The organism is Enterobacter cloacae complex sp. EB5, from assembly GCF_031432835.1.
In the GTDB taxonomy this organism is placed as follows: domain Bacteria; phylum Pseudomonadota; class Gammaproteobacteria; order Enterobacterales; family Enterobacteriaceae; genus Enterobacter; species Enterobacter hormaechei_C.
Window position 1 is genome coordinate 3583988 of the sequence record NZ_CP133860.1, and the last position, 25479, is coordinate 3609466.

A 25479-nucleotide genomic window follows, 5' to 3' on the forward strand; every position below is an offset into this window, starting at 1 on the left:
CGACCATTTGTGGTCGCCTTTTTGTTGCCCGGTGGCGCTCGCGCTTACCGGGCCTACGGTCCTGTAGGCCGGATAAGCGAAGCGCCATCCGGCAAGACCTTAAAATTACTGCTGCTGGGAAGACTGAATCGCCGTCAGCGCGATGGTGTAGACGATATCGTCAACCAGCGCACCACGGGACAGGTCGTTCACAGGTTTGCGCATGCCTTGCAGCATTGGCCCGATGGAGATCAGGTCTGCTGAACGCTGTACCGCTTTATAGGTGGTGTTACCGGTGTTCAGATCCGGGAAGATGAACACGGTAGCGCGACCTGCAACCGGCGAGTTCGGCGCTTTGGATTTCGCCACGTCAGCCATTACCGCGGCATCGTACTGGAGCGGGCCGTCGATCATCAGATCCGGACGTTTTTCCTGTGCAATACGGGTTGCTTCACGGACTTTCTCTACGTCACTACCTGCACCAGAGGTGCCGGTGGAGTAGGAGAGCATCGCGACGCGTGGTTCGATACCGAAGGCCGTTGCGGAGTCCGCAGACTGGATAGCGATTTCTGCCAGCTGCTCTGCGGTTGGGTCCGGGTTGATCGCGCAGTCGCCGTAAACGTAAACCTGTTCAGGCAGCAGCATGAAGAACACGGAGGAGACCAGAGAGCTGCCCGGTGCGGTTTTGATCAGCTGCAACGGTGGGCGGATGGTGTTCGCGGTGGTGTGAACCGCACCGGAAACCAGACCGTCAACTTCGTCCTGCTCCAGCATCAGCGTACCCAGCACCACGTTGTCTTCCAGCTGCTCGCGCGCAACGGCTTCGGTCATGCCTTTGTTCTTACGCAGCTCAACCAGACGGGCAACGTAGCTTTCGCGGACCACATCAGGATCAACGATTTCGATGCCCGCGCCCAGCTCAACGCCCTGAGACGCCGCAACGCGGTTGATCTCATCCGGGTTACCCAGCAGCACACAGGTCGCGATACCGCGCTCTGCACAGATGGCCGCCGCTTTAACGGTACGTGGTTCGTCGCCTTCTGGCAGAACCACGCGTTTGCCCGCTTTACGCGCCAGCTCGGTCAGCTGGTAACGGAAGGCTGGAGGAGACAGACGACGGCTGCGCTCGGAAGTCGCCGTCAGGGATTCGATCCAGTCTGCGTTGATGTAGCCCGCAACGTATTCCTGAACTTTCTCGATACGCTCGTGGTCATCAACCGGCACTTCGAGGTTGAAGCTTTGCAGGCTCAGGGAGGTCTGCCAGGTGTTGGTGTTCACCATGAAGACTGGCAGGCCAGTGGCGAACGCACGTTCGCACAGCTTGCTGATACGCGCGTCCATTTCGTAGCCGCCGGTCAGCAGAATGGCACCGATTTCCACGCCGTTCATCGCCGCCAGGCAGGCAGCGACCAGCACGTCCGGACGGTCTGCGGAGGTCACCAGCAGGGAACCTGCGCGGAAGTGCTCCAGCATGTGCGGAATGCTGCGCGCACAGAAGGTCACGGACTTCACGCGGCGGGTGTTGATATCGCCTTCGTTGATCACGGTGGCGTTCAGGTGACGCGCCATATCGATTGCACGGGTGGCAATCAGATCGAAGCTCCATGGCACCGCGCCCAGAACAGGCAGCGGGCTGGAATCCTGCAACTTAGCCGGGTCAACTTTGATGACTTTCGCTTTGGAAGAGTCGTCAAAAATTTCGGACAGGTCAGGACGCGTACGGCCCTGCTCATCTACTGGCGCGTTCAGCTTGTTAACAATCACGCCGGTGATGCTGGTGTTTTTCGCACCGCCGAAGCTGCTGCGCGTCAGTTCGATACGCTCTTTCAGCTGCTCTGGGGTATCCGTGCCCTGAGACATCACGAAAACGATCTCTGCGTTCAGGGTTTTCGCGATTTCAAAGTTCAGAGACTGGGCAAACTGGTGTTTACGGGTCGGGACTAGGCCTTCAACCAGCACCACTTCCGCGTCCTGCGCGTTTGCGTGGTAGTTGGCAATGATCTCTTCCATCAGCACGTCTTTCTGGTTGCTGGAGAGCAGAGATTCAACGTGGCTCATCTTCAGCGGTTCAGCCGCTGGCAGATTGGAGTTCTTGCGAACGATGGTGGTGGTCTGGTCTGGCGCATCGCCACCGGCACGTGGCTGGGCGATAGGCTTAAAGACGCTCAGACGAACGCCTTTGCGTTCCATAGCGCGGATCACGCCGAGGCTGACGCTGGTCAGGCCGACGCTGGTTCCGGTAGGGATCAGCATAATAGTACGGGACACGGTTTATCCTCTTTCGTTACCGCCGCGTTGGGCGGGTTACAAAACAGCACCGCCAGCATTGCTGGCGGTGTGGAATCAGGCAGTCAGGCGGTGCGCGTCTTGCGCGATGACCAGCTCTTCGTTAGTTGGGATAACGATAGCAGGGCGGGTGCCTTCTTTGTTGATGAAGCCAGACTTGCCGAAGCGGGCAGCCAGGTTACGCTCATGATCAACTTCGAAGCCCAGAACGCCCAGTTTGCCCAGGGACAGTTCACGTACCATTGCCGCGTTCTCACCGATACCGCCGGTGAAGATAACAGCATCCAGACGGCCTTCCATCAGCGCGGTGTAAGAACCGATGTACTTCGCCAGACGGTGGCAATAAACGTCCATTGCACGTTTAGCGTCAGCTTTTTCTGCGTAGTTGTCTTCAACGTAACGGCAGTCGCTGGTGACCTCGGTCAGGCCCAGCAGGCCAGACTCTTTGGTCAGCATTTTGTTGATGTCGTCAACGCTCATGCCCAGGGTGTCGTGCAGGTGGAAGATGATCGCCGGGTCGATATCACCGGAACGGGTACCCATCACCAGACCTTCCAGCGGGGTCAGACCCATAGAGGTGTCAACACACTTACCGTTGCGGATAGCGGAAACAGAACCACCGTTGCCCAGATGGCAGGTGATAATGTTGACTTCTTCAACCGGCTTGTTCAGCACTTTTGCGGCTTCCTGAGTCACATAGAAGTGGCTGGTGCCGTGAGCGCCGTAACGACGGACGCCGTGCTCTTTGTACAGGCTGTATGGCAGGGCATAGAGGTAAGACTCTTCCGGCATGGTCTGATGGAACGCGGTATCAAACACGGCCACGTTTTTGTCTTTCAGACTCGGGAAGGATTTCAGTGCTTCAGCGATACCGATCAGGTGAGCCGGGTTATGCAGCGGTGCGAAAGACGCAGAGTCTTTGATACCCTGAATCACGGAGTCGTCGATTACCACGGAACTGGTGTATTTTTCGCCGCCGTGGACGATACGGTGACCAATTGCGGTCAGCTGAGCAGACAGTTCTGGTTTTTGTGCCAGAATAGTGTTAACGATAAAGTTCAGCGCTTCACTGTGAGCGGCGCCTGCACCTAAAGCCGCTTCTTGTTTGCTGCCGTCCATCTTCCACTTGATACGTGCTTCAGGCAGATGGAAACATTCGGCCAAACCAGAGAGGTACTCGTCACCGTTGAGCGCATCGATGATGGCGAATTTCAGTGAGGAGCTACCGCAGTTCAGAACCAGTACTAACTTACTCGACATGGAAGTACCTATTATTGATACGTGGCTAAAAAAACGTCAGTGAGTCTAAAAGCGTAACGCATGCTGACCCAGACATTTATGATTAACATCATGCCAAACAAACATTCTGGCAGGATGGAAGAAATACCTATGATTTTAAGCCATTTTGAACATTTTTCAGACAATGGCATAATATGCGATAATTTGACGAGTTAACGCTTATCGTCTACGGCCCTATCAGGCTGGCACAGGATACCCGATACGGGGTAGCGATGACAAAATATTTTGAACGTTGTCATAGCCTGTTGTGGTTTTGCACGAAAATTTTAATTTTTATATGTGAAGTTGAGGTACAGCCATGTCGACACCCGAAATCCCGTCCGTGAACTTTTTTAGTCTGTTTCGTCGGGGACAGCATTACGCAAAGACATGGCCGATGGAAAAGCGCCTCGCGCCCATGTTTATTGAAAATCGCACTATTCGCGCCACGCGCTATGCGATTCGCTTTATGCCCCCGATTGCCGTTTTTACCCTGTGCTGGCAGATAGCACTAGGTGGGCAGCTTGGCCCTGCCGTCGCGACGGCGCTCTTTGCGTTAAGCCTGCCGATGCAAGGGCTATGGTGGTTAGGTAAACGTTCCGTCACGCCACTTCCGCCTTCTATTTTACACTGGTTTTATGAAGTGCGTGGAAAGCTGGAGGAGGCGGGCCAGGCGCTGGCGCCGGTTGAAGGCAAGCCGGACTATCAGGCGCTGGCGGATACCCTCAAGCGTGCGTTTAAACAGCTTGATAAAACATTCCTCGATGACTTGTGATTGATCATCGAAACGACGACCAAAAGAAGGCACAGTAACAATCAGTTACCGTGTCTTTTTTTTACAGTGCAATGCGCTACAGGAGTCGAAAGATGGAAATGACCCATGCTCAACGTCTGATTTTGTCTAACCAGTACAAGATGATGACTATGCTTGATCCCGATAACGCTGCGCGCTACAGCCGCCTGCAAACCATTGTCGAACGTGGTTTTGGCTTGCAGATGCGCGAACTGGATCGCGAATTTGGCGAACTGAAAGAGGAAACCTGCCGTATCGTTATCGACATCATGGAGATGTACCATGCGCTGCATGTGTCCTGGACCAATCTGAAGGACCAGCAGTCCATTGACGAGCGCCGCGTGACGTTCCTGGGCTTTGATGCCGCGACGGAAGCGCGCTATCTGAGCTATGTACGTTTTATGGTGAATACCGAAGGGCGCTACACCCATTTTGATGCGGGTACGCACGGCTTCAACGCCCAGACCCCGATGTGGGATAAGTATCAGCGTATGCTGAGCGCGTGGCACGCCTGTCCGCGCCAGTACCATTTAAGCAGTAACGAAATTCAACAAATCATTAATGCCTGACGGAGGTGCGTGTGCAGTGTAAAGGTTTTCTGTTTGATCTGGACGGTACGCTGGTGGATTCGCTGCCGGTGGTGGAGCGCTCGTGGTGCCATTGGGCCGACCGGCACGGCATCGACCATCAGGACGTACTGAATTTCATCCATGGCAAACAGGCCATTACCTCATTGCGGCACTTCCTGGCGGGACGTTCTGAGGAAGAGATTCAGGCGGAGTTCCGCTATCTTGAGCAGATTGAAGCTACCGATACCGAGGGCATCACCGCGCTGCCCGGTGCGCGTGAACTGCTTGAGCACCTGAATGAAGCGCAGATCCCGTGGGCTATCGTCACCTCCGGCTCGGTTCCCGTCGCGCATGCCCGTCATAAGGCGGCAGGGTTACCGACGCCGGACGTCTTCATTACCGCTGAGCGCGTGAAGCGCGGCAAGCCTGAACCGGATGCGTTCCTGCTCGGCGCACAACTGCTTGGCCTGGCGCCAGCGGAGTGCGTGGTGGTGGAAGACGCGGCGGCAGGGGTGCTGGCCGGGCTGAACGCCGGAAGCCACGTCATTGCCGTTAACGTCCCGGCGGGTTCCCCCCGGCTGGAGGAGTCGGATTTCGTGCTTAACACCCTGACCGCCATCGACGTCTCGAAGGCGTCAGACGGAGTTGTAACCGTCTCGCTAAAAATGTAATCCCATGATATAGCCCCGCATTACCGGGGCTTTTTTATGGCAGAATTGCTTCTCCTCCACTGACAAGGACATGTTGTGAACGGTGAACTGATTTGGGTCCTGAGCCTGCTGTTAATCGCCATCATTCTTTTTGCCACGGGCAAGGTGCGCATGGATGCCGTCGCCCTGTTTGTGATTGTCGCATTCGTTCTGAGCGGTACCCTTTCCCTGCCGGAAGCCTTTTCCGGGTTTAGCGATCCCAACGTTATTTTGATTGCCGCCCTGTTTATTATTGGCGACGGGCTGGTACGCACCGGCGTGGCGACGATGATGGGGTCGTGGCTGGTTAAGGTGGCGGGCAGCAGCGAAACCAAAATGCTGATTTACCTGATGCTGACTGTCGCCGGGCTGGGCGCGTTTATGAGCTCTACGGGCGTCGTGGCCATCTTTATTCCGGTCGTGCTGAGCGTCTGCATGAGGATGCAGATCTCCCCGTCGCGGCTGATGATGCCGTTGAGCTTCGCCGGGCTCATCAGCGGCATGATGACGCTGGTCGCGACGCCGCCGAACCTCGTCGTGAACAGCGAACTGATCCGTGAGGGGCTTGAGGGGTTTAGCTTCTTTAGCGTTACGCCGATCGGGCTGGTGGTACTGGTGATGGGCATTATCTATATGTTATTGACCCGTTTCGCGCTGAAAGGGGAGAAGCAGGATAAAGCCAAAGAGGGCTGGAAGCGACGCTCTTTCCGCGATCTGATTAAAGAGTACCGTCTGACCGGGCGTGCCCGACGTCTGGCTATCCGCCCGGGGTCGCCGATGGTGGGACAGCGGCTGGATGACCTTAAGCTACGCGAACGCTATGGCGCGAACGTCATCGGGGTTGAGCGCTGGCGTCGTTTTCGTCGGGTGATCGTTAACGTGAACGGGGTGTCCGAGTTTCGCGCGCGTGACGTCCTGCTGATTGATATGTCCACCGCGGATGTGGATCTGCGGGAGTTTTGTAGCGAGCAGCTGCTGGAGCCGATGGTGCTGCGCGGCGAGTATTTCTCCGACCAGGCGCTGGATGTGGGAATGGCCGAGGTGTCGCTGATCCCGGAATCGGAGTTATTGGGCAAAACCGTGCGTGAAATCGGCTTTCGTACCCGCTATGGCCTCAACGTGGTGGGCCTGAAGCGCGATGGCGTAGCCCTGGAAGGGGCGGTGGTGGATGAGCCGATCCTGCTGGGGGATATCTTCCTCGTGGTCGGCAACTGGAAATTGATTAGCCAGCTCGGGCAGAAAGGCCGCGATTTTGTGGTGCTGAATATGCCGATTGAAGAGAGCGATGCATCACCGGCGCACAGCCAGGCGCCCCATGCGATTTTTTGCCTGGTATTGATGGTTGCCCTGATGCTGACGGACGAGATCCCTAACCCGGTGGCGGCGATAATCGCCTGTCTGTTAATGGGCAAATTCCGCTGTATCGACGCCGAAAGCGCTTACAAAGCGATTCACTGGCCGAGCATCATTCTCATCGTCGGGATGATGCCCTTCGCCCTGGCGCTACAGAAAACCGGCGGGGTGGATTTGATCGTGAAAGGCTTGATGGACGCGGGCGGGGGGTATGGTCCGTACCTGATGATGGTTTGCCTGTTCGTCATGTGCGCCACCATTGGTTTGTTCATCTCCAATACCGCAACGGCGGTGCTGATGGCGCCCATTGCGCTGGCGATGGCAAAATCGATGGGTGTTTCGCCGTATCCGTTTGCGATGATGGTTGCGATGGCGGCGTCCGCGGCATTTATGACGCCGGTCTCTTCCCCGGTCAATACGCTGGTGCTGGGGCCCGGGAATTATAGGTTCAGTGATTTCGTGAAGCTGGGTGTGCCGTTCACCGTGCTGGTGATGGTGGTGTGCGTGGTATTGATACCGGTCCTGTTTCCGTTCTGAGCATTTTGCCGGGTGGCGGCTACGCCTTACCCGGCCTACAACCCCGCAGGCCCTGCAAGCGCAGCGCCGCTGGGCGAAAATCAGAGTGGCGAATCCTGGCTAATCTCATCCAGCGACAAATGGAAGCTCGGCACAAACACCTGCATAAAGTAATCCATCTCTTCGCTGCGACGAGATTCCAGCGTTTTTTCCAGACGCGTTTTTGCCAGTAAAAATTCGTTATTCCCGGCGGATAATTCTTCCAGACACTTCAGGTAGGCGCACAGCGCATCGGCCTGCTTAACCAGGGATTTCTCCTCTTCCGTATACTGATGCTCGTCGATCAGCGGCCCGAAGATATCGCGCAGCTCTTCAGGCACCATGTCGATCAGCTTCTGCTGGGCAATCTTCTCAATGGCCTTATATTCCTGGGCAATCTGCGAGTTGAAATATTTCACCGGCGTAGGCAGATCCCCGGTCAGCACTTCCGATGCATCGTGGTACATCGCCAGCAGGGCGATACGTTCGGCATTCACCTGCCCGTTGAATTTGCGGTTTTTAATCGCGGCCAGCGCGTGCGCGACCATGGCAACCTGCAAACTGTGCTCAGACACATTCTCAGTGCGCACGTTGCGCATCAGCGGCCAGCGGTTGATGAGTTTCAGGCGGGAGAGGTGGGCAAAGAAATGACTCTGACTCATAGGTTACCTTATGTCTTCACTGCGACAGACTTCATTGTGCGGGGAGGGGAGGGAAGATGCAAATTTGCGGAGGGTGCAGGCCGGGTAAGCGCAGCGCTACCCGGCGGAAAGTCAGCGTTACTGATGGTATCCGGAGAGGAAGCGCCCGAAGCGGCTGATGGCCATTTCGAGATCGTCTTCGCGCGGCAGGGTGACGATACGTACATGATCCGGCCACGGCCAGTTAAACGCCGTCCCCTGAACCAGCAGCACTTTTTCCTGTAGCAGGAAGTCGAGCACCATTTTCTGATCGTCGTGAATATTGAAGCGCTTCGCGTCGATTTTCGGGAACATGTACAGCGCGCCGTTAGGCTTCACGCAGGAGACGCCCGGAATATCATTAATCAATTCCCATGCGCGGTTGCGCTGTTCATACAGGCGGCCGCCTGGAACGATAAACTCGCTGATGCTTTGATAGCCGCCGAGTGCTGTCTGGATCGCATGTTGCGCCGGTACGTTAGCGCACAGACGCATGGATGCCAGCATCTCCAGCCCTTCAATGTAGCCTTTCGCATGTTTTTTCGGACCGTTCAGTACCATCCAGCCCTGACGGAAACCGGCAACGCGGTAAGTTTTAGACAGTCCGTTAAAGGTCACCGTCAGCAGATCGGGCGCCAGCGCGGCGATAGAGTGGTGCTGCGCCGCGTCGTACAGGATCTTGTCGTAAATCTCGTCGGCAAAGATGATCAGGTTGTGCTGGCGGGCGATCTCGACGATCTCCATCAGCAGCTCTTTTGAATAAACCGCACCCGTCGGGTTATTCGGGTTAATGATCACGATACCCCGGGTGCGCGGGGTAATTTTGGCGCGAATATCATCCAGATCCGGGAACCAGTCAGAGGATTCGTCGCACAGGTAGTGCACCGCTTTACCGCTGGACAGGGACACCGCAGCCGTCCACAGCGGATAATCCGGGGCAGGAACCAGCATTTCATCGCCGCTGTTCAGGAGCGCCTGCATCGCCTGAACGATCAGCTCCGAGACACCGTTACCAATGTAGATATCTTCAACGGTGACATCGCGCATACCGCGAGCCTGATAGTGCTGCATGATGGCTTTACGGGCGGAATAAAGCCCTTTTGAATCGCAGTATCCTTGTGCAGTGGGCAGGTTACGGATCACATCCACCAGGATCTCATCCGGCGCTTCAAAACCAAATGGCGCGGGGTTGCCGATGTTGAGTTTCAGAACCTTATTGCCTTCCTCTTCAAGGCGTTTTGCCTCTTTGAGTACCGGGCCACGGATGTCGTAACAGACGTTGTCGAGCTTGCTGGATTTTTCGATAGGGGACATGAACCTTTAACCTTTTCGCTATTATTGCAACTTCCTGCCGTGGAAGTGTGCACGGAACAATGTACTCCCACCGCGCTTCGTTTTGAAGGGCGCACAGAAGAAGATTTCGTTCCACCAGGCAATACCGCTGTGATCGCTTACTCTAACGACGGAGTGATTTTGTGCCTGAATTTATCGTGATAAAGAGGATTGCTGGGTTTTTTATGCTAAAAATTGCATATAACGATGAATATTATTCTGGAGTAAATAAAAAGACGTTTCGGGCTGATGCATTAGTCCCCCAGAGTGACCATTCGTAAAACCTGAATGCTGAGATACCGTTTGCCATATTAGCAAAGCCAGGTTAAAAGTTACTCATGTGAAATTAATGTTAAGGGTTATTAATGAATTGCCTGAATCTAAATTAAACTTTATTATTAACGACGAAAATGCAACTTTCGTTAATTTTAATAAAAAGAGTGTAGTTGCTTATCATTGGCGGTAAATCCTTAATATTGCAATAAGACTTATAAATATAGTGGATTTGGGTTAAGATGTGTTTCGGGAATGCAGCATAGCGATAGGCCTGTTACGTATATCGGATTCTGCTTTCCTGTATTAATCGATTGTTATTGTTAAAGTTATCTCTGGCTGATTGGGTAAGTCACATCTTGCTACGTTGGCAACGCTGCGATATAGATGGCAGAAAACATGTCTTACTTTTTATGGTATTTACATCGACCTGCAAACAACGAAATATCCTGGACGCAAGAGAATAAAAATAACGTCATGAAACGTGATTTCTGACTGGTGATATACCGCAGTACAATAACTATCTGTCAGGCAGTCTGCCGGGCCGGGATGCGAGGGAAACTCTTCAGAAGGAATTGCTTAACTGTTACACACAGCTTCAACCCGGGCAGCTCCGCACGAGCAACCTGAAAGTGAAAAGATATGATAAATGCAAATCGTCCGATAATGAATCTCGACCTCGATCTGCTGAGAACGTTTGTTGCGGTCGCCGATCTCAACACTTTTGCAGCAGCTGCTGCCGCCGTTTGCCGTACCCAGTCCGCCGTGAGTCAGCAAATGCAGCGGCTGGAACAACTGGTTGGTAAAGAGCTTTTTGCGCGTCATGGACGTAATAAGCTTTTAACAGAACATGGTATTCAGCTTCTGGGTTATGCCAGAAAGATACTGCGCTTTAATGATGAAGCCTGTATGTCATTAATGTTTAGCAACCTTCAGGGAGTGTTAACATTAGGGGCGTCAGATGAATCAGCAGATACCATTTTACCCTTCCTTCTCAACCGAATTAGCTCGGTTTATCCGAAGCTTGCCCTGGACGTTAGCGTTAAACGCAATGCCTTCATGGTTGAGATGCTGAAAGAAAACGAGGTTGACCTGGTGGTCACCACGCATCGACCTGGCCAGTTTGACAGCCTGACGCTGCGTACTTCTCCAACGCACTGGTACTGTGCTGCGGAGTATGTATTGCAGAAAGGTGAGCCAATACCCCTGGTCCTGCTGGACGATCCCAGTCCGTTCCGCGATATGGTGCTGGCAGCGCTCAACGAAGCCGGTATTCCATGGCGCCTGGCGTACGTGGCGTCAACCTTGCCCGCAGTGCGAGCGGCGGTGAAGGCCGGGCTTGGCGTAACGGCCCGTCCGGTGGAGATGATGAGCCCCGATCTGCGTGTGCTGGGTCAATACGAGGGACTCCCATCGTTGCCGGATACGGAGTACCTGCTGTGCCATAACGCCGCCAGCAACAACGAGCTGGCGAAAGTGGTATTCGAGGCAATGGAAAACTACCACAATCCATGGCAGTACGCGCCTGTTACTCCCGAAGGAGGGGATGACTCCCTGATCGTGGAAGGGGATTTTGAGTGATCATTCCCTCAAAATTCTCGTAACAAAATGTAAGTGCAAAAAAGAGCCACTCGCATGATTTTTTCCTGCGAGTGGTTTTTTTTGCTATTCATAACCGTGAACGGAGCAGGGATAAAGCAAATACCGCTTATTTATCAATGCAGAAAATGTTTTTGGTTAAGATGTAAACAATACCTGTTCTAACTTACCTCATACCCCGCCGATGTTAAAAAAACAGGAAATATGTTGCTGTTTTTTTGATTGAATTAACAAAAGCGTGTCTCAGATCAAGAAAATACTCCTATTTGGGGGGAGGAATCGTTGGCAAATCCTGTCAAAATAGGAGGGTTATTTTTTTTACTTCCAAAACGGACACGATTCAACAAGATGCATTTGACGGAAAGTCATGTACCCACCAGGGTTAAAGGGCACCAAATGTTAATGAGAATCGCACGTTGTAATTTAATGTGAAGAAACCTTTGTTAAAGTTGACAAAAGGTTATAGAAAGGAGTAAAAAACCCCATCATTTTGCTGTCTATGTCTCATTTCTGACAGTTAGTGTAAGGTTATTTTGTTCCTCCCCATGAATCGATGTGATGCCCATCTGCCAGCAAGAGCAGTGTCGTCGGTATCACTTTTGATGAGTAAGCAATGAGTATGTCAACATCCACAGAAGTCATCGCTCATCACTGGGCATTCGCAATCTTTCTTATTGTAGCCATTGGCCTGTGCTGCCTGATGTTAGTCGGCGGCTGGTTCCTGGGCGGTCGCGCCCGCGCAAGGCACAAAAACACACCTTTCGAATCAGGTATTGATTCAGTAGGTACCGCTCGCTTACGCCTGTCTGCCAAGTTCTACCTGGTAGCCATGTTCTTCGTCATTTTTGACGTGGAAGCGCTCTACCTCTTCGCGTGGTCTACCTCCATTCGCGAAAGTGGTTGGGTGGGCTTTGTCGAGGCCGCAATTTTCATTTTAGTGTTACTGGCCGGTCTGGTTTATCTGGTGCGTATTGGCGCGCTGGACTGGACACCTGTGCGTTCACGCCGTGAACACATCAACCCGGAAAACAGTATCTCTAATCGTCAGCAGTAACAGCGAGGCAATAAGATGGATTATACGCTCACCCGCATAGATCCTAACGGTGAGAATGACCGTTACCCCCTGCAAAAACAGGAGATCGTAACCGACCCCCTGGAGCAAGAAGTCAACAAAAGCGTGTACATGGGCAAGCTCGAACATGCCATGCACGACATGGTCAACTGGGGTCGTAAGAACTCCATCTGGCCATACAACTTTGGCCTTTCTTGCTGCTACGTTGAAATGGTGACGTCATTCACTGCGGTGCATGACGTTGCGCGTTTTGGGGCCGAGGTACTGCGTGCTTCTCCACGTCAGGCTGACCTGATGGTGGTGGCCGGGACCTGCTTTACCAAGATGGCACCGGTTATTCAGCGTCTTTATGACCAGATGCTGGAGCCAAAATGGGTTATCTCCATGGGCGCATGTGCAAACTCCGGCGGTATGTACGACATTTATTCCGTTGTGCAGGGCGTTGATAAATTCATTCCGGTGGATGTGTACATCCCGGGCTGCCCGCCGCGTCCAGAGGCCTATATGCAGGCGCTGATGCTGCTCCAGGAGTCAATTGGTAAAGAACGTCGCCCGCTTTCATGGGTTGTTGGCGATCAGGGTGTCTATCGCGCGAACATGCAGTCTGAGCGCGAGCGTAAACGTGGTGAACGTATTGCCGTCACCAACCTGCGTACGCCTGACGAAATTTAATTTGCGCCTGTGGGCCTGGAGAACACCTTCGCATATCACTACTCAAATAGCGCGAAGCCAGGCTTAACAGTCACCACGGACCATTTGCAATGGTGAACAATATGACCGACTTAACCGCGCAAGAAGCCGCCTGGCAGACCCGGGATCATCTCGATGACCCCGTCATTGGCGAACTGCGCAACCGTTTTGGGCCGGATGCCTTTACTGTTCAGGCCACCCGCACCGGGGTACCCGTTGTTTGGGTGAAGCGTGAGCAATTACTGGAAGTTGTCGATTTCCTCAAGAAATTGCCAAAACCTTACGTCATGCTGTTTGACTTACACGGCATGGACGAACGTCTGAGAACGCACCGCCAGGGTCTCCCTGCCGCGGATTTTTCCGTTTTCTACCACCTGATCTCAATAGACCGCAACACGGATATCATGCTCAAGGTGGCATTGTCTGAAAACGACATGCATCTGCCGACGATCACCAAACTTTTCCCGAACGCCAACTGGTACGAGCGTGAAACCTGGGAAATGTTCGGCATGACCTTCGACGGTCACCCGCATCTGACGCGCATCATGATGCCGCAGACCTGGACCGGCCACCCGCTGCGTAAAGACTACCCGGCACGCGCCACCGAATTCGACCCGTTTGAGCTGACCAAAGCCAAGCAGGATCTGGAGATGGAAGCGCTGACCTTCAAGCCGGAAGACTGGGGCATGAAGCGCGGCACTGAAAACGAGGACTTCATGTTCCTCAACCTCGGTCCAAACCACCCGTCTGCGCACGGTGCATTCCGTATTATTCTTCAGCTTGATGGCGAAGAGATTGTCGACTGCGTCCCTGACATCGGCTACCACCACCGTGGTGCTGAGAAGATGGGCGAGCGTCAGTCCTGGCACAGCTACATTCCGTATACCGACCGTATCGAATACCTCGGCGGCTGCGTGAACGAAATGCCATATGTGCTGGCCGTTGAGAAACTGGCAGGCATCACCGTCCCGGATCGCGTTAACGTGATTCGCGTGATGCTGTCTGAACTGTTCCGTATTAACAGCCACCTGCTGTACATCTCCACGTTCATTCAGGACGTCGGCGCGATGACGCCGGTCTTCTTCGCCTTTACCGACCGTCAGAAAATCTACGATCTGGTGGAAGCGATTACCGGTTTCCGTATGCACCCGGCCTGGTTCCGCATCGGCGGTGTGGCGCACGATCTGCCGCGCGGCTGGGACCGTCTGCTGCGTGAATTCCTCGACTGGATGCCGAAACGTCTGGCGTCTTACGAGAAAGCCGCGCTGCGTAACTCCATCCTGAAAGGCCGTTCTCAGGGCGTTGCTGCCTACGGCGCGAAAGAAGCGCTGGAGTGGGGTACGACAGGTGCAGGTCTGCGTGCGACGGGTATTGATTTCGACGTGCGTAAAGCCCGTCCTTACTCTGGTTACGAGAACTTCGACTTTGAAATCCCGGTTGGCGGCGGCGTATCCGACTGCTACACCCGCGTGATGCTGAAAGTGGAAGAGCTGCGCCAGAGCCTGCGCATCCTTGAGCAGTGCCTCAACAACATGCCGGAAGGCCCGTTCAAGGCGGATCACCCGCTGACGACGCCGCCACCGAAAGAGCGCACGCTGCAACATATCGAAACCCTGATCACCCACTTCCTGCAAGTTTCCTGGGGCCCGGTCATGCCGGCACAGGAATCCTTCCAGATGATTGAAGCGACCAAGGGTATCAACAGCTACTACCTCACCAGCGACGGCAGCACCATGAGCTACCGCACCCGCGTGCGTACGCCAAGCTTCGCGCACTTGCAGCAGATCCCGGCCGCCATTCGCGGCAGTCTGGTCTCCGACCTGATTGTGTATCTGGGTAGTATCGATTTTGTTATGTCAGATGTGGACCGCTAATTATGCACGAGAATCAACAACCACAAACCGAGGCTTTTGAGCTGAGTGAAGCAGAGCGTGCCGCCATTGAGCACGAGATGCACCACTACGAAGACCCGCGTGCGGCGTCCATTGAAGCGCTGAAAATCGTACAGAAACAGCGTGGTTGGGTGCCGGATGGGGCGATCTACGAGATCGCAAAAGTGCTGGGCATTCCGGCAAGCGACGTAGAAGGCGTAGCCACGTTCTACAGCCAGATCTTCCGTCAGCCGGTAGGCCGCCATGTGATCCGCTACTGTGACAGCGTGGTCTGCCACATCACCGGTTATCAGGGCATTCAGGCTGCGATTGAGAAGAAACTCAATATCAAGCCGGGCCAGACCACCTTCGACGGACGCTTTACTCTGCTGCCAACCTGCTGCCTGGGTAACTGCGACAAGGGGCCGACCATGATGATTGATGAGGACACTCACAGCCATCTGACGCCGGAAGCGATTCCTGACCTGCTGGAGCAGTACAAATGAAAACTGTAATTCGTACTGCTGAGACGCATCCGCTGACCTGGCGTCTGCGTGATGACAAACAGCCGGTCTGGCTCGACGAATATCAGAGCAAAAACGGCTATGCCGGCGCGCGTAAAGCCCTTGGCGGCATGGCGCCGGACGACATCGTTAACGCGGTGAAAGAGTCTGGCCTGAAAGGCCGCGGCGGCGCGGGCTTCTCCACCGGTCTGAAGTGGAGCCTGATGCCAAAAGACGAATCCATGAACATCCGTTACCTGCTGTGTAACGCCGATGAAATGGAGCCGGGTACCTATAAAGACCGCCTGCTGATGGAACAGCTGCCGCACCTGCTGGTGGAAGGCATGCTGATCTCCGCGTTCGCGCTGAAAGCGTACCGTGGCTACATCTTCCTGCGCGGTGAATACATCGAAGCGGCTGAAAACCTGCGTCGCGCGATTGCCGAAGCCACTGAAGCCGGTCTGCTGGGTAAAAACATCCTGGGCACCGGGTTTGATTTCGAGCTGTTCGTGCACACCGGTGCCGGGCGTTATATCTGCGGTGAAGAAACCGCGCTGATTAACTCCCTGGAAGGCCGCCGCGCGAACCCGCGCTCCAAGCCACCGTTCCCGGCAAGCTCCGGCGTGTGGGGTAAACCGACCTGCGTCAACAACGTCGAAACCCTGTGTAACGTCCCGGCGATCCTTGCGAACGGCGTGGAGTGGTATCAGGGCATCTCCTCAAGCAAAGATGCCGGTACCAAGCTGATGGGCTTCTCTGGTCGCGTGAAGAACCCTGGCGTCTGGGAGCTGCCGTTCGGCACCACCGCACGCGAAATTCTTGAAGACTACGCGGGCGGCATGCGCGATGGCCTGAAATTCAAAGCCTGGCAGCCGGGTGGGGCAGGGACGGACTTCCTGACCGAAGCCCACCTTGACCTGCCAATGGAGTTCGAAAGCATTGGTAAAGCAGGCAGCCGTTTGGGTACCGCGCTGGCGATGGCCGTCGACCACGAGATCGGCATGGTATCCCTGGTGCGTAACCTGGAAGAGTTCTTCGCCCGCGAGTCCTGCGGCTGGTGTACACCGTGCCGTGATGGTCTGCCGTGGAGCGTGAAGATCCTGCGTGCTATCGAACGTGGCGAAGGCCAGCCTGGCGATATCGAGACACTTGAGCAACTGTGTCGATTCTTAGGGCCAGGTAAAACCTTCTGTGCCCACGCACCGGGCGCCGTTGAGCCGCTGCAAAGCGCGATTAAATATTTCCGCGACGAATTCGAAGCAGGCATCAAGCAGCCGTTCAGCAATACCCATTCGATCAATGGTATTCAGCCGAACCTGCTGAAAGCGCGCTGGTAAAAACAGAATTTTGATTAACGCTCGGTTTCGGCCGAGCCAACTGGAAGCATGCTAATGGCTACGATTCATGTAGACGGCAAAGAATACGAAGTCAACGGGGCGGACAACCTGCTGGAAGCTTGTCTGTCTCTTGGCCTCGATATTCCGTACTTTTGCTGGCATCCGGCGCTGGGCAGCGTCGGTGCTTGCCGCCAGTGTGCGGTGAAGCAATATCAAAACGCGGAAGACACGCGTGGTCGCCTGGTGATGTCCTGTATGACGCCAGCCGCCGAAGGCACTTTTATTTCGATTGATGACGAAGAAGCCAAACAGTTCCGTGAAAGCGTGGTGGAGTGGTTGATGACCAACCACCCGCACGACTGTCCGGTGTGTGAGGAGGGCGGTAACTGCCACCTTCAGGATATGACCGTCATGACCGGTCACAGCTTCCGTCGCTATCGCTTTACCAAGCGTACCCACCGTAACCAGGATCTGGGGCCGTTCATCTCTCACGAAATGAACCGCTGCATCGCCTGCTACCGCTGCGTGCGTTATTACAAAGATTATGCAGACGGACAGGATCTGGGCGTATATGGCGCGCATGACAACGTCTACTTCGGTCGTCCGGAAGACGGTACGCTGGAAAGCGAATTCTCCGGTAACCTGGTAGAAATCTGTCCGACCGGCGTATTTACGGATAAAACCCACTCTGAACGTTACAACCGTAAATGGGACATGCAATTTGCGCCAAGCATCTGCCAGCAATGCTCCCTCGGCTGTAACACCAGCCCGGGTGAACGTTACGGCGAACTGCGTCGTATCGAAAACCGTTACAACGGTACCGTTAACCACTACTTCCTCTGCGACCGCGGTCGTTTCGGCTATGGCTATGTGAACCTGAAAGACCGTCCGCGTCAGCCGGTACAGCGCCGTGGCGATGATGTCATTACCCTCAACGCTGAGCAGGCGATGCAGGGCGCGGCAGATATTCTGCGTCAGTCGAAGAAAGTGATCGGCATCGGCTCCCCGCGCGCCAGTATCGAAAGCAACTTCGCGCTGCGCGAGCTGGTTGGGGCGGAAAACTTCTACACCGGTATCGCCCAGGGCGAGCAGGAACGTCTCCAGCTGGTGCTGAAAGTGCTGCGTGAAGGCGGCATTCATACGCCTGCGCTGCGCGAAATCGAATCCTATGATGCGGTTCTGGTGCTCGGTGAAGACCTGACGCAGACTGGCGCCCGCGCTGCCCTGGCGGTTCGTCAGGCGGTGAAAGGTAAAGCACGTGAAATGGCAGCGGCGCAGAAAGTGGCTGACTGGCAGATTGCGGCCATCCTCAACATCGGTCAGCGCGCGAAGCATCCTCTGTTTGTGACTAACGTCGACAACACCCGTCTGGACGATATCGCCGCGTGGACCTACTGCGCGCCGGTTGAAGATCAGGCGCGCCTCGGCTTTGCCATTGCCCACGCGCTGGACAGCAACTCGCCGGCCGTTGAACTGGATCGCGACCTGCAAAACAAGGTCGACGTGATTGTTCAGGCGCTGGCGGGGGCGAAGAAACCGCTGATTATTTCCGGTACCAACGCCGGTAGCGCTGAAATCATCCAGGCCGCAGCAAACGTTGCCAAAGCCCTGAAGGGCCGCGGCGCTGACGTCGGAGTTACCATGATTGCCCGTGCGGTGAACAGCATCGGTCTGGGTATGATTGGCGGCGGCTCGCTGGAAGACGCGTTAAGCGAACTGGAATCCGGTGCCGCTGACGCCGTTGTGGTGCTGGAAAACGACCTGCATCGCCATGCTTCTGCCGCTCGCGTTGACGCCGCGCTCTCCAGAGCGCCGCTGGTGATGGTTATCGACCATCAGCGCACCGCGATCATGGACAAAGCGCACCTGGTTCTCTCTGCGGCAAGCTTCGCAGAAAGCGACGGGACGGTGATCAACAACGAAGGCCGCGCCCAGCGTTTCTTCCAGGTTTATGACCCGGCCTACTACGACAGCAACACCGTGATGCTGGAAAGCTGGCGCTGGCTGCACTCCCTGCACAGCACCGTGCAGAGCCGGGAAGTGGACTGGACGCAGCTCGACCACGTTATCGACGCGGTTGTTGAGAAACTGCCTCAGCTGGCGGGCATTAAAGACGCCGCGCCGGACGCAAGCTTCCGCATTCGCGGCCAGAAACTGGCGCGTGAGCCGCACCGCTACAGCGGTCGTACCGCGATGCGCGCCAACATCAGCGTGCACGAACCGCGTCAGCCGCAGGATAAAGACACCATGTTTGCCTTCTCGATGGAAGGTAACAACCAGCCGTCTGCGCCGCGTTCGCAAATCCCGTTTGCATGGGCACCGGGCTGGAACTCCCCGCAGGCATGGAACAAGTTCCAGGCTGAAGTGGGCGGTCATCTGCGCCACGGCGATCCGGGCGTGCGTCTGATTGAAGCCTCCGAAACCGGTCTGGACTTCTTCACCACCGTTCCGGCGAGCTTCCAGGCGCAGGAAGGTCACTGGCGTATTGCACCGTACTACCATCTGTTCGGTAGCGACGAAATGTCCCAGCGTTCTCCGGTATTCCAGCAGCGTATGCCGCAGCCGTACATCAAGCTCAACCCGGCGGATGCCGCGAAGCTTGGCGTTAACGCGGGTGCGAACATTGCCTTTAGCTACGACGGCCAGACAATCAGCCTGCCGCTGATTATTTCTGAACGCCTGTCAGCAGGGCAGGTGGGTCTGCCGATGGGTATGCCTGGCATCGCGCCGGTCCTGGCGGGTGCGCATCTTGATAACCTTCAGGAGGCAAAAGCATGAGTTGGTTAACGCCGGATCTTATCGACATCCTGCTGAGCATTCTGAAAGCGGTTGTGATTCTGCTGGTGGTCGTCACCTGCGGCGCGTTCATGAGCTTTGGTGAACGTCGTCTGCTCGGTCTGTTCCAGAACCGTTACGGACCGAACCGCGTGGGCTGGGGTGGTTCACTCCAGCTGGTCGCGGACATGATCAAGATGTTCTTTAAAGAGGACTGGGTTCCGCGCTTCTCGGACCGCGTGATCTTTACGCTGGCGCCGATGATCGCCTTCACCTCGCTGCTGCTGGCGTTTGCTATCGTTCCGGTCAGCCCGACCTGGGTGGTGGCTGACCTGAACATCGGCATTCTGTTCTTCCTGATGATGGCAGGCCTCGCGGTTTACGCGGTGCTGTTCGCAGGCTGGTCCAGTAACAACAAATACTCGCTGCTGGGTGCGATGCGTGCTTCCGCGCAGACGCTGAGCTACGAAGTGTTCCTGGGTCTCTCCCTGATGGGCGTGGTGGCGCAGGCCGGTTCATTTAACATGACCGACATCGTCAACAACCAGGCCGACATCTGGAACGTTATCCCGCAGTTCTTTGGGTTTATTACCTTTGCCATCGCGGGCGTGGCGGTGTGTCACCGTCACCCGTTTGACCAGCCAGAAGCCGAACAGGAACTGGCCGACGGTTACCACATTGAATATTCCGGTATGAAGTTCGGTCTGTTCTTCGTGGGCGAGTACATCGGTATCGTCACCATTTCCGCGTTGATGGTAACGCTGTTCTTTGGTGGCTGGCATGGCCCGTTCTTACCGCCGTTCATCTGGTTCGCGCTGAAAACCGCGTTCTTCATGATGATGTTCATTTTGATTCGCGCAGCGTTACCGCGTCCGCGTTATGACCAGGTAATGTCCTTCGGCTGGAAAGTGTGCCTGCCGCTGACGCTCGTCAACTTGTTGGTAACGGCGGCTGTCATTCTCTGGCAGCAGCCATAAGGGGCTTTGAGATCATGACCTTAAAAGAATTATTGGTAGGTTTCGGCACCCAGGTACGCAGTATCTGGATGATCGGCCTGCATGCGTTTGCCAAACGCGAAACCCGGATGTACCCGGAAGAGCCGGTATATCTGCCGCCGCGCTACCGTGGACGTATCGTGCTGACGCGCGACCCGGACGGTTCCGAGCGTTGCGTTGCCTGTAACCTGTGTGCGGTAGCGTGTCCTGTGGGCTGTATCTCTCTGCAAAAAGCAGAGACGGTAGACGGCCGCTGGTACCCTGAGTTCTTCCGCATCAACTTCTCACGCTGCATTTTCTGCGGTCTGTGTGAAGAAGCGTGCCCAACCACGGCGATTCAGCTGACTCCAGACTTCGAGCTGGGTGAGTACAAGCGTCAGGATCTGGTGTACGAGAAAGAGGATCTGCTGATTTCCGGTCCGGGCAAATACCCGGAATATAACTTCTACCGGATGGCGGGTATGGCAATCGACGGCAAAGATAAAGGCGAAGCAGAGAACGAAGCTAAGCCTATCGACGTCAAGAGCCTGTTACCGTAAGGAGAGGGCAATGGAATTCGCTTTTTATATCTGTGGCCTTATCGCCATCCTGGCTACGCTGCGAGTGATCACGCACACCAATCCGGTGCATGCGCTGCTGTATTTAATCATCTCGCTGCTGGCTATTTCCGGGGTGTTCTTTGCGCTGGGCGCGCACTTCGCCGGTGCGCTGGAAATCATCGTTTACGCCGGGGCCATCATGGTGCTGTTCGTGTTCGTGGTGATGATGCTGAACCTGGGCGGCTCAGAAATTGAGCAGGAACGTCAGTGGTTAAAACCGCAGGTGTGGATTGGCCCGGCGATTCTGTCGGCCATCATGCTGGCGGTGATTGTTTACGCCATTCTGGGCGTCAACGACCAGGGTATCGACGGGACGCCAATCAGCGCGAAAGCCGTGGGTATTACCCTGTTTGGTCCGTACGTTCTGGCGGTTGAGCTGGCCTCAATGCTGCTGCTGGCGGGTCTGGTTGTGGCCTTCCACGTTGGCCGCGAAGAGCGTGCTGGCGAGGTGCTGAGCAACCGCACTGACGACCGCGCGAAAAGAAAAACGGAGGAACGCGCATGATCCCCTTAACACATGGACTGATCCTCGCTGCGATTTTATTCGTTCTGGGCTTAACCGGTCTGGTTATCCGCCGCAATCTGCTGTTTATGCTGATCGGTCTGGAAATCATGATCAACGCTTCCGCGCTGGCCTTTGTGGTCGCCGGCAGCTACTGGGGCCAGACCGATGGTCAGGTGATGTACATTCTCGCCATCAGTCTCGCGGCTGCTGAAGCGAGTATTGGCCTGGCGCTGTTGCTACAGCTCCATCGTCGCCGCCAGAACCTGAACATCGATTCAGTAAGTGAGTTGCGTGGATGAACATGCTTGCCTTAACCATTATTTTTCCGCTGATTGGCTTCGTGCTGCTGGCGTTTTCTCGCGGCCGCTGGTCTGAGAATCTGTCTGCCACCGTGGGCATTGGCTCTATCGGCCTGGCTGCGCTGGTCACAGCGTATGCGGGTATCGACTTCTTTAACAATGGACGTCAGGCCTACAGCGTACCGCTGTGGAACTGGATGTCGGTCGGTAACTTCAACATCGGTTTCAACCTGGTGCTGGATGGTCTGTCTCTGACCATGCTCTCCGTGGTCACCGGCGTCGGCTTCCTGATCCACATGTTCGCCTCCTGGTACATGCGCGGTGAAGAGGGATACTCCCGCTTCTTCGCCTACACCAACCTGTTTATCGCCAGCATGGTGGTTCTGGTGCTGGCCGATAACCTGCTGCTGATGTATCTGGGCTGGGAAGGCGTGGGTCTGTGCTCTTACCTGCTGATCGGTTTCTACTACACCGATCCGAAGAATGGCGCAGCGGCCATGAAAGCGTTCGTCGTGACCCGTGTGGGTGACGTGTTCCTCGCTTTCGCGCTGTTCATTCTTTACAACGAACTGGGCACGCTGAACTTCCGCGAAATGGTGGAACTGGCGCCGGCGCACTTCGAAGCAGGCAACAACATGCTGTGGTGGGCAACGCTGATGCTGCTGGGTGGCGCTGTGGGTAAATCCGCGCAGCTGCCGTTGCAGACATGGCTGGCCGACGCGATGGCGGGTCCAACCCCTGTCTCCGCGCTGATCCACGCCGCGACCATGGTCACCGCCGGTGTCTACCTGATTGCGCGTACCCATGGCCTGTTCCTGATGACCCCGGAAATTCTGCATCTGGTGGGTATTGTCGGTGCGGTTACGCTGGTGCTGGCAGGCTTTGCCGCGCTGGTGCAGACCGACATCAAACGCGTGCTCGCGTATTCCACCATGAGCCAGATTGGTTACATGTTCCTGGCGCTGGGCGTTCAGGCGTGGGACGCGGCCATTTTCCACCTGATGACGCACGCGTTCTTTAAAGCCCTGCTGTTCCTCTCATCCGGTTCGGTGATACTGGCCTGCCACCACGAGCAGAACATCTTCAAAATGGGCGGACTGCGTAAGTCCATCCCGCTGGTTTATGTTTGCTTCCTGGTAGGCGGCGCGGCGCTGGCGGCACTGCCGCTGATTACCGCAGGCTTCTTCAGTAAGGATGAAATCCTGGCGGGCGCCATGGCGAATGGTCATATCAATCTGATGGTTGCGGGTCTGGTCGGTGCGTTTATGACCTCCCTGTACACCTTCCGTATGATTTTCATCGTCTTCCACGGTAAAGAACAAATTCACGCTCACGCAGGGAAGGGGATTACCCACCACCTGCCGCTGATTGTGCTGCTGATCCTGTCCACCTTCGTTGGCGCGATGATTGTGCCACCGTTGCAGGGCGTACTGCCGGCCACAACCGAGCTTGAGCACGGTCGCGTTCTGACGCTTGAAATCACCTCCGGCGTAGTGGCTATCGCGGGCATCCTGATTGCCGCATGGCTGTGGCTGGGCAAACGCACGCTGGTGACTGCCGTTGCCAACAGCGCGCCGGGCCGTCTGCTGGGCACCTGGTGGTACAACGCGTGGGGCTTCGACTGGCTGTACGACATGATCTTCGTGAAGCCGTTCCTGGGCATTGCGTGGCTGCTGAAGCGCGATCCACTGAACAGCCTGATGAATATCCCGGCGATCCTCTCCCGCTTTGCAGGTAAAGGCCTGCTGTACAGCGAGAACGGATACCTGCGCTGGTATGTGGCGTCCATGAGCATCGGTGCGGTTGTCATACTGGCGCTGCTGATGGTGTTGCGTTGATCGTTAAGTGAATTTTATTCGAATTCGTTGAAAATCAGGCCCCTGCTGGGGGCCTTAAAAAGGAATGTAAATCGCCATGTTACTACCCTGGCTAATATTAATTCCCTTCATCGGCGGCTTCCTGTGCTGGCAGACCGAACGCTTTGGCGTGAAGATGCCGCGCTGGATCGCGCTGATCACCATGGGATTGACGCTCGCGCTTGGCCTGCAACTGTGGTTGCAGGGTGGCTACTCACTGACCCAGTCTGCGGGCCTTCCGCAGTGGCAGTCTGAGTTCATTCTGCCGTGGATCCCACGTTTCGGTATCACGATCCACCTCGCGATTGACGGTCTGTCGCTGCTGATGGTGGTGCTGACCGGTCTGCTCGGCGTTCTGGCGGTACTCTGCTCCTGGCGAGAAATCGAAAAATACCAGGGCTTCTTCCACCTGAACCTGATGTGGATCCTGGGCGGCGTGATCGGCGTGTTCCTGGCCATCGACATGTTCCTGTTCTTCTTCTTCTGGGAGATGATGCTGGTGCCGATGTACTTCCTGATCGCGCTGTGGGGCCATAAGGCATCCGACGGTAAAACGCGTATCACGGCGGCCACCAAGTTCTTCATCTACACCCAGGCGAGTGGTCTGGTGATGCTGATTGCCATCCTGGCGCTGGTATTCGTGCATTACAACGCGACCGGCGTCTGGACCTTCAACTATGAAGATCTGCTGAAGACCCCGATGTCCCACGGCGTGGAATACCTGCTGATGCTCGGCTTCTTCATCGCCTTCGCGGTGAAAATGCCGGTCGTACCGCTGCACGGCTGGCTGCCGGACGCGCACTCTCAGGCGCCAACGGCGGGTTCCGTTGACCTGGCGGGTATCTTGCTGAAAACGGCGGCCTACGGTCTGCTGCGTTTCTCCCTGCCGCTGTTCCCGAACGCCTCCGCAGAGTTCGCGCCGATTGCTATGTGGCTTGGCGTGATCGGCATCTTCTACGGTGCGTGGATGGCCTTCACGCAGTACGACATCAAACGTCTGATTGCCTATACCTCCGTTTCCCACATGGGCTTCGTGCTGATTGCCATCTACACCGGCAGCCAGCTGGCGTACCAGGGCGCGGTGATCCAGATGATTGCGCACGGCCTGTCCGCTGCCGGTCTCTTCATCCTGTGTGGTCAGCTGTACGAACGTCTGCATACCCGCGACATGCGTATGATGGGCGGTCTGTGGGGCAAAATGAAATGGTTGCCAGCGCTTTCCATGTTCTTCGCGGTGGCGACTCTGGGTATGCCGGGCACCGGTAACTTCGTCGGCGAGTTTATGATCCTGTTCGGCAGCTTCAACGTGGTACCGACGATCACCGTCATCTCCACCTTTGGTCTGGTGTTTGCCTCCGTGTACTCGCTGGCGATGCTGCACCGCGCTTACTTCGGTAAAGCGAAGAGTGAAATTGCTGCACAAGAACTGCCGGGGATGTCGCTGCGTGAGCTGTTCATCATCCTGCTGCTGGTCGTACTGCTGGTGCTGTTGGGCTTCTATCCGCAGCCGATTCTGGATACCTCGCACTCCGCGATGGGTAACATCCAGCAGTGGTTTGTTAATTCTGCTTCTACTACAAGGCCGTAATTC

The 25479-nt window shown here is 55.6% G+C and carries 21 protein-coding genes; 17 read left to right on the forward strand and 4 right to left on the reverse strand.

Features of this window, described 5'->3' with window-relative positions:
• Window positions 1-105: 105 nt before the first annotated feature.
• Together pta and ackA are read right to left on the reverse strand one after the other, a co-directional pair.
• Window positions 106-2247 carry a phosphate acetyltransferase gene (gene pta, locus RHN82_RS17315; RefSeq protein ID WP_045327763.1) on the reverse strand — a complete coding sequence of 714 codons (2142 nt, stop codon included), beginning with the start codon at window positions 2245-2247 and terminating at the stop codon, window positions 106-108.
• Window positions 2248-2322: 75 nt separating this feature from the next.
• The gene (gene ackA, locus RHN82_RS17320; RefSeq protein ID WP_015572267.1) at window positions 2323-3525 is read right to left on the reverse strand and encodes an acetate kinase; all 1203 of its coding nucleotides are present in this window, start codon (window positions 3523-3525) and stop codon (window positions 2323-2325) included.
• Between the two features lie 337 nt (window positions 3526-3862).
• On the opposite strand from ackA, the gene yfbV reads away from it, so the two are divergent.
• From yfbV to RHN82_RS17340, 4 genes are all read left to right on the forward strand, one after another.
• Window positions 3863-4318 (forward strand): terminus macrodomain insulation protein YfbV, encoded by a 456-nt coding sequence (gene yfbV / locus RHN82_RS17325; protein WP_003861459.1) that lies wholly within the window; start codon window positions 3863-3865, stop codon window positions 4316-4318.
• A gap of 92 nt (window positions 4319-4410) precedes the next feature.
• Window positions 4411-4905: a YfbU family protein gene (locus RHN82_RS17330; protein WP_008502874.1), complete on the forward strand. Its 495-nt coding sequence runs from the start codon at window positions 4411-4413 to the stop codon at window positions 4903-4905.
• Window positions 4906-4916: 11 nt separating this feature from the next.
• On the forward strand, window positions 4917-5576 hold the full coding sequence (locus RHN82_RS17335; protein WP_047053286.1) for a sugar phosphatase: 660 nt from the start codon (window positions 4917-4919) through the stop codon (window positions 5574-5576).
• A gap of 75 nt (window positions 5577-5651) precedes the next feature.
• The gene (locus RHN82_RS17340) at window positions 5652-7484 is read left to right on the forward strand and encodes an SLC13 family permease (RefSeq protein ID WP_045350222.1); all 1833 of its coding nucleotides are present in this window, start codon (window positions 5652-5654) and stop codon (window positions 7482-7484) included.
• 80 nt (window positions 7485-7564) lie between these two features.
• Here RHN82_RS17340 and yfbR read toward each other — a convergent pair whose 3' ends face one another.
• Both yfbR and alaA read right to left on the reverse strand, forming a co-directional pair.
• Window positions 7565-8164, reverse strand: coding sequence for a 5'-deoxynucleotidase (gene yfbR, locus RHN82_RS17345; RefSeq protein WP_047053290.1), 600 nt, complete (start codon window positions 8162-8164; stop codon window positions 7565-7567).
• A 117-nt stretch (window positions 8165-8281) separates the two neighbouring features.
• On the reverse strand, window positions 8282-9496 hold the full coding sequence (gene alaA / locus RHN82_RS17350) for an alanine transaminase AlaA (protein ID WP_003861471.1): 1215 nt from the start codon (window positions 9494-9496) through the stop codon (window positions 8282-8284).
• 933 nt (window positions 9497-10429) lie between these two features.
• Between alaA and lrhA the strand changes: the two genes are divergently transcribed.
• The 13 genes from lrhA (at window position 10430) to nuoM (ending at window position 25476) form a co-directional block, all read left to right on the forward strand.
• Window positions 10430-11368: a transcriptional regulator LrhA gene (lrhA, locus tag RHN82_RS17355; RefSeq protein ID WP_047053292.1), complete on the forward strand. Its 939-nt coding sequence runs from the start codon at window positions 10430-10432 to the stop codon at window positions 11366-11368.
• 631 nt (window positions 11369-11999) lie between these two features.
• Window positions 12000-12440 carry an NADH-quinone oxidoreductase subunit NuoA gene (gene nuoA, locus RHN82_RS17360; RefSeq protein ID WP_003861475.1) on the forward strand — a complete coding sequence of 147 codons (441 nt, stop codon included), beginning with the start codon at window positions 12000-12002 and terminating at the stop codon, window positions 12438-12440.
• Between the two features lie 15 nt (window positions 12441-12455).
• On the forward strand, window positions 12456-13130 hold the full coding sequence (nuoB, locus tag RHN82_RS17365; protein WP_003861482.1) for an NADH-quinone oxidoreductase subunit NuoB: 675 nt from the start codon (window positions 12456-12458) through the stop codon (window positions 13128-13130).
• 89 nt (window positions 13131-13219) lie between these two features.
• Window positions 13220-15022, forward strand: a complete 1803-nt coding sequence (gene nuoC / locus RHN82_RS17370; protein WP_072189973.1) for an NADH-quinone oxidoreductase subunit C/D — start codon at window positions 13220-13222, stop codon at window positions 15020-15022.
• Window positions 15023-15024: 2 nt separating this feature from the next.
• Window positions 15025-15525: an NADH-quinone oxidoreductase subunit NuoE gene (gene nuoE, locus RHN82_RS17375; protein ID WP_006176513.1), complete on the forward strand. Its 501-nt coding sequence runs from the start codon at window positions 15025-15027 to the stop codon at window positions 15523-15525.
• Window positions 15522-16859, forward strand: a complete 1338-nt coding sequence (gene nuoF / locus RHN82_RS17380) for an NADH-quinone oxidoreductase subunit NuoF (RefSeq protein WP_003861487.1) — start codon at window positions 15522-15524, stop codon at window positions 16857-16859. The genes nuoE and nuoF overlap by 4 nt, the downstream gene beginning before the upstream one ends.
• Before the next feature lie 54 nt (window positions 16860-16913).
• On the forward strand, window positions 16914-19637 hold the full coding sequence (nuoG, locus tag RHN82_RS17385; protein WP_003861488.1) for an NADH-quinone oxidoreductase subunit NuoG: 2724 nt from the start codon (window positions 16914-16916) through the stop codon (window positions 19635-19637).
• Window positions 19634-20611 (forward strand): NADH-quinone oxidoreductase subunit NuoH, encoded by a 978-nt coding sequence (gene nuoH, locus RHN82_RS17390; protein WP_003861490.1) that lies wholly within the window; start codon window positions 19634-19636, stop codon window positions 20609-20611. Before nuoG ends, nuoH begins: the two co-directional genes overlap by 4 nt.
• A 14-nt stretch (window positions 20612-20625) precedes the next feature.
• Complete coding sequence (gene nuoI / locus RHN82_RS17395; RefSeq protein WP_003861491.1) at window positions 20626-21168, forward strand: NADH-quinone oxidoreductase subunit NuoI; 543 nt, start codon at window positions 20626-20628, stop codon at window positions 21166-21168.
• A 10-nt stretch (window positions 21169-21178) separates the two neighbouring features.
• Window positions 21179-21733, forward strand: coding sequence for an NADH-quinone oxidoreductase subunit J (nuoJ, locus tag RHN82_RS17400; RefSeq protein WP_006811379.1), 555 nt, complete (start codon window positions 21179-21181; stop codon window positions 21731-21733).
• A complete protein-coding gene (nuoK, locus tag RHN82_RS17405; protein WP_003861496.1) occupies window positions 21730-22032 on the forward strand; it encodes an NADH-quinone oxidoreductase subunit NuoK in 303 nt (100 codons plus the stop codon). The genes nuoJ and nuoK overlap by 4 nt, the downstream gene beginning before the upstream one ends.
• A complete protein-coding gene (gene nuoL / locus RHN82_RS17410) occupies window positions 22029-23870 on the forward strand; it encodes an NADH-quinone oxidoreductase subunit L (RefSeq protein WP_047053297.1) in 1842 nt (613 codons plus the stop codon). Before nuoK ends, nuoL begins: the two co-directional genes overlap by 4 nt.
• Window positions 23871-23946: 76 nt before the next feature.
• Window positions 23947-25476, forward strand: coding sequence for an NADH-quinone oxidoreductase subunit M (nuoM, locus tag RHN82_RS17415; protein ID WP_003861498.1), 1530 nt, complete (start codon window positions 23947-23949; stop codon window positions 25474-25476).
• The last annotated feature ends 3 nt before the right edge of the window (window positions 25477-25479 follow it).